At 63.7% G+C, this 8,442-nt stretch carries 5 protein-coding genes and 2 pseudogenes; 3 read left to right on the top strand and 4 right to left on the bottom strand.

Annotated features, from left to right (window positions below):
- Positions 1 to 1,945, top strand: a pseudogene (gene ligA / locus QT222_RS11430) (NAD-dependent DNA ligase LigA); the annotation flags it as partial.
- Positions 1,946 to 1,988: 43 nt separating this feature from the next.
- Here ligA and QT222_RS11425 read toward each other — a convergent pair.
- The 3 genes from QT222_RS11425 to QT222_RS11415 all read right to left on the bottom strand — a co-directional run bounded on the left by QT222_RS11425 (position 1,989) and on the right by QT222_RS11415 (position 4,326).
- The gene (locus QT222_RS11425) at positions 1,989 to 2,912 is read right to left on the bottom strand and encodes an ABC transporter permease (protein ID WP_004058866.1); all 924 of its coding nucleotides are present in this window, start codon (positions 2,910 to 2,912) and stop codon (positions 1,989 to 1,991) included.
- A complete protein-coding gene (locus QT222_RS11420) occupies positions 2,909 to 3,874 on the bottom strand; it encodes an ABC transporter ATP-binding protein (protein ID WP_004058863.1) in 966 nt (321 codons plus the stop codon). Before QT222_RS11420 ends, QT222_RS11425 begins: the two co-directional genes overlap by 4 nt.
- A 173-nt stretch (positions 3,875 to 4,047) precedes the next feature.
- Entirely contained in the window at positions 4,048 to 4,326 is a 279-nt protein-coding gene (locus QT222_RS11415) for a DUF7967 family protein (protein WP_004058852.1), read from the bottom strand.
- Between the two features lie 120 nt (positions 4,327 to 4,446).
- Between QT222_RS11415 and QT222_RS11410 the strand changes: the two genes are divergently transcribed.
- Positions 4,447 to 4,983 carry a VIT1/CCC1 transporter family protein gene (locus QT222_RS11410; RefSeq protein WP_004058851.1) on the top strand — a complete coding sequence of 179 codons (537 nt, stop codon included), beginning with the start codon at positions 4,447 to 4,449 and terminating at the stop codon, positions 4,981 to 4,983.
- Positions 4,984 to 4,989: 6 nt separating this feature from the next.
- On the opposite strand, the gene QT222_RS11405 is transcribed toward QT222_RS11410, so the two are convergent.
- Positions 4,990 to 6,516: a methyl-accepting chemotaxis protein gene (locus tag QT222_RS11405; protein WP_491477245.1), complete on the bottom strand. Its 1,527-nt coding sequence runs from the start codon at positions 6,514 to 6,516 to the stop codon at positions 4,990 to 4,992.
- Between the two features lie 308 nt (positions 6,517 to 6,824).
- Between QT222_RS11405 and QT222_RS11400 the strand changes: the two are divergent.
- Positions 6,825 to 8,372: pseudogene (locus QT222_RS11400) on the top strand (excinuclease ABC subunit C); the annotation flags it as partial.
- Positions 8,373 to 8,442 lie beyond the last annotated feature (70 nt).

Below are 8,442 nucleotides of genomic sequence, written 5' to 3'. Positions count from 1 at the left end.
GGGGGCCGTGCCTCTGATCGCCGAGGCGGCCTAGGACGCGCTCTTCTCCCGACTCGACGCGCTCGAGGGCACCTTCGACCTCGATACGACGAGCAGTCCGACGAGTCGCGTCGGCGGCGAACCCACCGAGGCGCTGGAGACGGTCGAACACGTCGCGCCCATGCTCTCTAGCGACCAGAGCACCGACGCGGCCGACCTCCGTGAGTTCGACGAGCGCGTCCGCCGCGAAGTCGGCGACGTAGCCTACGTCTGCGAACCCAAGTTCGACGGTCTCTCTATCGAAATCGTCTACGAAGACGGCGCGTTCGTCCGCGCCGCCACACGCGGCGACGGCCAGCGCGGCGACGACGTGAGCGCGCAGGTGAAAACGATTCCGACGGTTCCGCTCTCGCTCCGCGGCGACTACCCCGACCAACTGGCCGTCCGCGGCGAAGTCTACATGCCGAAACCGGACTTTAGCGACCTCAACGCCAGACGGGTCGAAGCCGGTGAAGACCCCTTCGCCAACCCACGAAACGCGGCGGCCGGAACGCTCCGAAACCTCGACCCCTCGGTCGTTGCCGACCGACCGCTGGCCGTATTCTTCTACGATATTCTCGGGTCGAGCGCCACGCCCGACAGCCAGTGGGAGTCGTTGGACCACCTCCGAGACTGGGGGCTCCGCGTCGCCGACCGAATCGAGCGCGTCGAAGACGTAGAGGGCGCAGTCGACTACCGAAATCGGATGCAGGACGCCCGCGACGACCTCGATTACGAGATAGACGGAACCGTCATCAAGGTGGACTCGCGGGCGGCGCGGGACGAGCTCGGTACCAAGAGCCGGTCGGTCCGCTGGGCGTTCGCTTATAAGTTCCCGGCGCGCCACGAGGTGACGACAATCCGTGATATCGTCGTCCAAGTCGGTCGAACTGGGCGATTGACACCCGTTGCGATTCTCGACCCGGTCGACGTTGGCGGCGTGACCGTCTCACGGGCGACGCTCCACAACCCGGATAAAATCGACGAACTCGGCGTCGCCGTCGACGACCGCGTCCGCATCAAGCGCGCCGGAGACGTGATTCCGCAGGTCGTCGAAGTCGTCGAGGATGCCGGCGGAAGCTACGACTTCCCCGATGAGTGCCCAGTCTGTGGGAGTCAAGTCGACCGCGACGGCCCGCTCGCGTTCTGTTCCGGCGGCCTCTCGTGTCCCGCCCAGCGCGAGGCATCCATCGGCCACTTCGCCATCAAAGGCGCGATGGATATCGACGGACTCGGTGAAGAGCGCGTGTCCCAACTCGTCGAGGCGGGACTCGTCGAGACTGTTGCCGACCTGTACGACCTCACGGTTTCGGACCTCACCGAGTTGGAGGGATGGGGCGAGACGAGCGCCCAGAATCTCGTCGATGCCATCGAGTCGTCGAAAGCGCCGTCGCTCGATTCGTTCCTCGTCGGCCTGAGTATCCCCGAAGTCGGCGAAGCGACCGCTCGTGCCCTCGCCCGGGAGTTCGGGTCGATAGACGGATTCCCCATCGGTGAGGACGTTTCCGCGTCCGACTTCGACGAGTTCGAATCTCGGCTGACGACCGTCGCCGACGTGGGCGAAACGGTCGCGCGTCGCGTCCGCGACTTCTTCGAGAACAAAAACAACCGCGCCGTGATTCGCTCGCTGCTCGACCACGGCGTCGAACCGGAACCCGTCGAAACTGGCGGCGACGAACTCGCCGGGCTGACGTTCGTCGTCACCGGGTCGCTCGCAGTGAGCAGAAGCGCCGTCAGCGAACTCGTGGAGTCACACGGCGGCAACGTCACGGGGTCGGTCTCGGGTAACACCGACTACCTCGTCATCGGCGAGAATCCCGGTCAGTCGAAGCGCGACGACGCCGACGAAAACGACGTGCCGACGCTCACCGAAGCCGAGTTCGAGGAACTGCTCGCGGAGTACGGCGTTTCGTACCCACCGGAGTGAGAGCGAAAGACGACGAGAAGAGGAATTTCGGGTCGAAGCCGCCTCAGAGGTCGGCCTTCCGGAACGACAGGTAGCCGAGAATCGGCGGGACGACAATCCACGCCAGAAGGATTGCGAGGATGAACCACCCGGAGAAGTAGAACGGAAGCGACTCCTGAAAGACCGGCTGGATGGTCAGCCGTTCACCGAGTCCGGCTTTGAACAGGCGGGCAGGCACGGCCGGTCCGTACAACTGGGCAACCAGTGTCTCGTAGGCCCGAAGCGGGTTCAGGTACTTGATGAACAGGCGCATCTCGACGATTTGCGGCGCGCTCAACGCGGTGAGACCGACTTTTTTGATGGCCCAGTTGATGACCTGCGGGATGCCGGTCGCCACCGTCGACCAGAGGACGGCGAAGATGAAGTACAGGCCGAAAGTCCCGAACAGCGCCTGTCTCGGGGTCGTCGACGTCGCCGAGAGCCAGATGCCGATGGAGACGAACGACGTGGCGAGGAGTCCCGAGAGGGCTACCTGCCCGGCGTAAGACGCGAACATGACCTGTCCGCCCGTGAACAGCATCGCGAACATGGCGATGATGAATCCGACGAGCATCGAGACGAGGACCACGAGCGTCCGGCCGACGAGCTTTCCGAACACCACGTCGCGGCGGGAGTTCGGCAGTGAGAGCAGGAGCTTGATGGTGCCCGACTCGCGCTCGTCGATAAGCGACCCGTGGGCGGTCACGAGCGCGATGAGCGCGAGAACGAATCCGAGCATGCCAGCAAAGGAGAAGCTAAAGATACCGCCCGGCGCGGTCGTCAGGCCAAACAGTGCCTCGGAGTTCGCGCCGGCACCCTTCAGGAGGACGCCGTAGAACAGCACCGTCGACCCGCCGATGAGCAGGGCGAAAAACAGCGTGAGACCGATAAGCCACCGCGAGCGAAGGGCGTCGCGGAAGTCCTTGCGCGCGACGGACTCGACCGTCATGCTGTCACCTCCGAAGACTTGTCTTCGGTGTAGGTGATGAAGATGTCCTCCAGCGATGCCGTGTCGGTCTCGAAGTCGGCCACCGTGGCACCGTTCGATTCGATGGCTTCGATGACGCGCGTCTTCGCGTCGTCGGTACACGAGACGACGAGTCGCTCACCGTCAGATTCGACCGACGAGACGCCGTCGAGGGCGCGAACCGCCGCGAGGTCTGCGTTGCCGTCGACGTCGAGTCGGAGAACGGAGTCAGTCTCGATTCGGCTACGGAGTCCTCGGATACTGTCTTCGGCGATGAGTTCGCCGTTGCGCATGATGCCGACGCGGTCACAGACCGCTTCGACCTGTCCGAGCACGTGGCTGGAGAAGAATACTGTTGCACCGCGTTCGGCCTCGGTTCGAACGATTTCGCGCATCTCGCGCGCGCCAGCGGGGTCGAGTCCCGACGACGGTTCGTCGAGGATAAGCAGGTCGGGGCTTCCGGCGAGCGCCATCGCGAGTGCGAGGCGCTGGGTCATCCCTTTCGAGTAACCGCCCGCACGGCGGTTTGCTGCCTCCGGGTCGAGACCGACACGGGAGAGCAGTTCGTCGGGGTCGTCGTCGGCTTCTTTCGACTCGATGGCGAATTCGAGGTGTTCGCGGCCAGTGAGTCGGTCGTACACGTCGTATCCCTCGGGAAGAACACCGGTTCGTCGGCGGACGGCCACGCTCTCGGCCTGTGCGTCGTGTCCGAGCACGCGGATGGTCCCGCTCGTCGGGCGCACGAAGTCGAGAAGCATGTTTATCGTCGTCGACTTTCCGGCTCCGTTAGGACCGAGGAACCCGAACACCTCTCCCTCCGAAACGGAAAACGAGAGGTCGTTAACGGCGGTAACGTCCGGAGTCGAAGACAACTGGAGCGTCTCGAATACTCCCTCGTCATCTTCGAATCGTTTCGTCACCCCGTTCAGTTCGATAGCGGCCATGGGCAGGCCTGCGTCGCACTGGGTTAAAGGGTTTTAGGTGCAGAAATCAGCGGCGATAATATGACCCCCGAAATCGACACCGAAACCGTCGTTGTCAAACCGTTTGAGTCGGGCGGTTTTCGGCGCTCCGTCTCTGATTCGAACCTCGTCGTTGAGGGCGTTCAAGTCGAAACTCAGACTTCGTCGTCGGGGTCGTGCGAGTCGGCCATCTTCGTTGCTTCGGCGGCGTACCGCTCACGCAGGTCGTCGTCCGTGACCGGTTCGAGGTTCGCTGTCGGTTCTTCGATGGCGGCCGTCGTGACCATCCGGCGTTGGTGCATCACGGCCGCAGCCAGTTCCTTTCTGAGTTCGTACGCGCCGTCGGTCGTCGCGTAGATGAGTACGATGAGGTCCCGGTCGTCGTAAGAACGCTCTACCAACCAGAGTTGGGTGGTGTCGTCAGTGTCGCTCATGGGCCGTGATTCGAACGGCCTTCCCTTACGCGTGCCGCATCTTTCGGTGACATCTTCGCAGCAGATTACCCACCTACCTCGCCCGGCGCTTTATTCGTCCGGACAGCGTAGTTCAACGTCATGTTGGAGACGTTGCTCGGCGACGACGTGCAGTCGTCAGGCCGCTACCTTCCGGAGATAATCTACGGCGCGAACGACGGTATCATCACGACCTTCGCCGTCGTTTCCGGTGTCGCGGGTGCGGCACTGAGTCCGGGTATCGTCATCATCCTCGGGTTCGCGAACCTGTTCGCCGACGGCTTCTCGATGGGGATGAGCAACTACCTCTCAGAGCGCTCGGAAGAGGACTACCACGACGCAGTTGGAATCAGTCGCGTCCGAACTGACGGGAAGACGCCGGTCAAAACCGCCGTTGCGACGTTTCTCGCGTTCATCATCGCCGGCTGGGCACCGCTTTTACCGTACGTGTTCCGCCTCGAACCGCTGTTTCCGACCGCAATCGCCGTCACCGGCGCGGCGTTCTTCCTCGTGGGCGCGAGTCGCAGTCTCGTCACGAACCGTTCGTGGGTCGCAAACGGCGGCGAGATGTTCGTCGTCGGAATGGCTGCGGCGACCGTCGCGTACGCAGTCGGCAAGCTACTCGCAGGAGTTGCGTGAGTCGCTTCAGGCGTTGCTTCCGGACAACTCCTCGACTTCCATTGCGAGCGCCGAGAGCGCCTGCGTACTCTCGTCTGTGGCCGCGACGATGCTGTCGACCGCGCCTTCGGTGTCGACGGTTCGGTCGCGTACGTCCTCGATAGTTGCCGTCAGTTCCTCGACGGCCTCGGCCTGCTCGTCGGTGGCGCGCGAAACCTCGGCGACGCCGTCGGCGGCCACGTCGATGGACGAAGCGATTTCCTCGAACGCTTCGAGCATCTCGGTGATGCTTTCGTCCGCGTGCTCGATACGGTCGTTTGACTCGGTCGCCGCGTGAACCGCCTCATCGGTTTGCGACTGGATATCCTCGATTTGTGCCGTGATATCCTCCGTGTGCTGTCGCGTCTCGTCAGCGAGCGATTTGACCTCTTCTGCGACGACTGCGAACCCGTCGCCGTCCTGCCCGGCGCGTGCAGCCTCGATATTCGCGTTGAGCGCGAGCAGGTTCGTCTGCTCTGCGACATCCGAAATAATCTCGACGACGGCCTCGATGTCGTCCATGCGGTCGCCGAGTTCGGTTACCCGGTTGACGAGTTCGTCGCCCATCGTGACGACGCTCTCCGTGGCTTCGCGCGCCTCGCTGTTTGCCTCACGCCCCTCGGCAGTCGCCGCCCGGGCTTCTTTGGCCGCCGTGTCGACCTCGTCGGCGGTCGCCGCGACTTCCTCCATCGTTGCGCTGAACTGCTGCATCTGCGTCGCACCTTCGTCGAGGAGGTCACGCTGTTCTTCGATGTTCTGGGCGATGTTGTCGGCGGCCGATGCGGCGCGGGTGACGGCGGTCGTCGCCGTCTCCGTTTCGTCTTCGACGTTCGAGGCCAGTGTCGAGAGGTTGCGCGCGGTTTCGTTGACCGCGTCGACGACGACGAGAAGCTGCTCGTCCATGACGTCGCTTTCATCGACAGTTGCCCGCGCGTCCAGATGCCCGCGACTCAACTGCGTCAGTGTCTCTTGGATTTCAGAGACGAGGTCGGCGACCTCGCGGTGGCGTTCTACCTCGGTCGTCCGGTTACGAACGGTCTGCAAAACGCCGACGAGCGTTCCGTCTTCGTAGAGCGGCATCGCAGTATGTCGGGCATGGCAGTCCTCGCCGCTGGCGTCGGTGAACGTCTCTTCGGCGGCGTAGAGCATCCGATTCGCGTCATCCAGTTCGATGCCGTCGAGTTCGGCCGCGTCTTGGGGATTGTCGAGCACCCGGTCTGCAAGTACAGTAGCCGTCGAGTCGCCGTAGAAGAGCTCACCGAGGTCTCGTCGTCCGAGCGCCGCTTCGGCGGTCGTTCCAGTGAGTACCTCGACGCCCGAGTTCCACGCCGCGACACGGCCCTGTCCATCGAGAACGAACGCGGGGAGGCCGATGCCGTCGAGGAGCACATCGTCGTCGACGTTCAAATCCGGTGTATTGGAGGAAGTAGCGGTGGCAGCGACAGTACCACCGTCAGGTAACGGGGTCTTATTGCCGAACCACGACCGGAGGCGAGTAAAGATTTGGAGTGCCATTTGAACCCACGTTCCGAACCCACATACGAGTAAGTTTCGTGATAATTATCAAACACGATAATGTCAACACAATACTGGCGGACGAGTTCCGCTTATGGTCATTCTCACACACGAGATTACAATGATGGTCACACCGGGTGGTCATCTCGGATAGCACCCCAAATGGTTGTCTCGGAGGGTCACCCCAAATGGTTGTCTCGGAGGGTCACCCCAAATGGTTGTCTCGGGGGGTCACCCCAAATGGTTGTCTCGACGTCGCCGAAAGCGACGCGTCAACCTGAAGCCGTTTGCGTGGTAAGTCACCGCAGATGGACGCAGGCGCGGTCAGTGAACGAGCCAGCACACTTCCGTCCGACCCCGGCGTGTACCAGTTCGTCGCCGGTAAGACGGTTCTCTACGTCGGCAAGGCGGTCGACATCCGCGCTCGCGTCAGGTCCTACGCCGACCCGCGTTCGGAGCGCATCTCCCGGATGGTCGACCGTGCGGAACACATCGACTTCGCCGTCACCGACACCGAGACGCAGGCGCTCCTCCTCGAAGCGAACCTCATCAAGCGGCACCAACCGCGCTACAACGTCCGCCTCAAGGACGACAAATCCTACCCGCTCGTCCAACTGACGAACCACCCAGTTCCGCGAATCGAGGTCACACGCGACCCGGCAGACTCGGCGACAGTGTTCGGACCCTACACCGACAAAGGCCGCGTCGAGACCGTCATAAAAGCCATCCGCGAGACGTACGGCCTCCGCGGCTGTTCGGACCACAAGTACGCAAATCGCTCCCGGCCGTGTCTCGACTACGAGATGGGACTGTGTACGGCCCCCTGTACGGGCGAAATCGCCGAAGACGCCTATCTGGAAGATGTCGAATCCGCAGTCCGATTCTTCGAGGGCGAAACGGGTGTTCTCGCCGACCCCCTCCGACGGGAGATGGAGACCGCCGCGCAGGAAAACGAGTTCGAACGCGCCGCCAACCTTCGTGACCGACTCGAAGTCGTCGAATCGTTCCACGGCGCGGGCGAGGATGCCGTCTCTTCGCAGTCCGACGAGCGAGCCATCGACGTGCTCGGCGTCTCGCTCCGTGGGGACTCGGCAACTGTCGCCCGGCTCCACGCCGAACGCGGCCAACTGGTCGACCGGACGCGCCACAACCTCGACGCGCCGGAGGGCGAAGACCGGACTGCCGCGGTCCTCTCGGCGTTTCTCGCGCAGTTCTACGCGGAACGCGAACTTCCCGACGGCGTCGTTCTCTCGGAGCATCCCGACGACGAAGACGTAGTGGCGTGGCTCGAATCCGAGGGCGTGAGCGTCCGCGTTCCGGGTGCGGGCCGCGAAGCGAAGTTAGTCGAACTCGCGTTGAAGAACGCCCGCCGTCGTGCCGGTCGCGACGACGGCTTGGCGACGCTCGCTCGCGAACTGGACCTCGATGTGCGCCGCGTCTCCCGAATCGAAGGCTTCGACGTGAGTCACGCACAGGGAACGTCGGTCGTCGGGAGCGACGTGTGCCTCGTCGACGGGAGCGCCGAGACGGCAGATTACCGTCGGCGGCGACTCCCCGAGCGAAACGACGACTACGCGAATATGCGCGAACTCGTCCGCTGGCGGGCGACCCGCGCGCTCGAAGGCCGCGACGACCGCCCGGACCCCGACGTGCTCCTCATCGACGGCGGAAAAGGACAGCTAAACGCTGCGCTCGACGCGCTCGAAGAGACGGGCTGGGACGTTCCGGCGGTCGGCATCGCCAAGGACCGCGAGTTGGTCGTCACGCCCGACCGGACCTTCGACTGGCCGGACGATGCCCCGCACCTCCACGTCCTCCAGCGCGCCCGTGCCGACGCCCACCGGCTCCCCCACCAGCCCCCTCCCACCCCCCCGTCTCTTATACACACCTGACGCTCCCGCCCCCCTCACGCGCCTCCCCCCCCCC

This window comes from Haloferax sp. s1, from assembly GCF_058382125.1.
The sequence above is the reverse complement of the archived record's forward strand: the minus strand, read 5'-3'. Positions and strand labels throughout refer to the sequence as shown.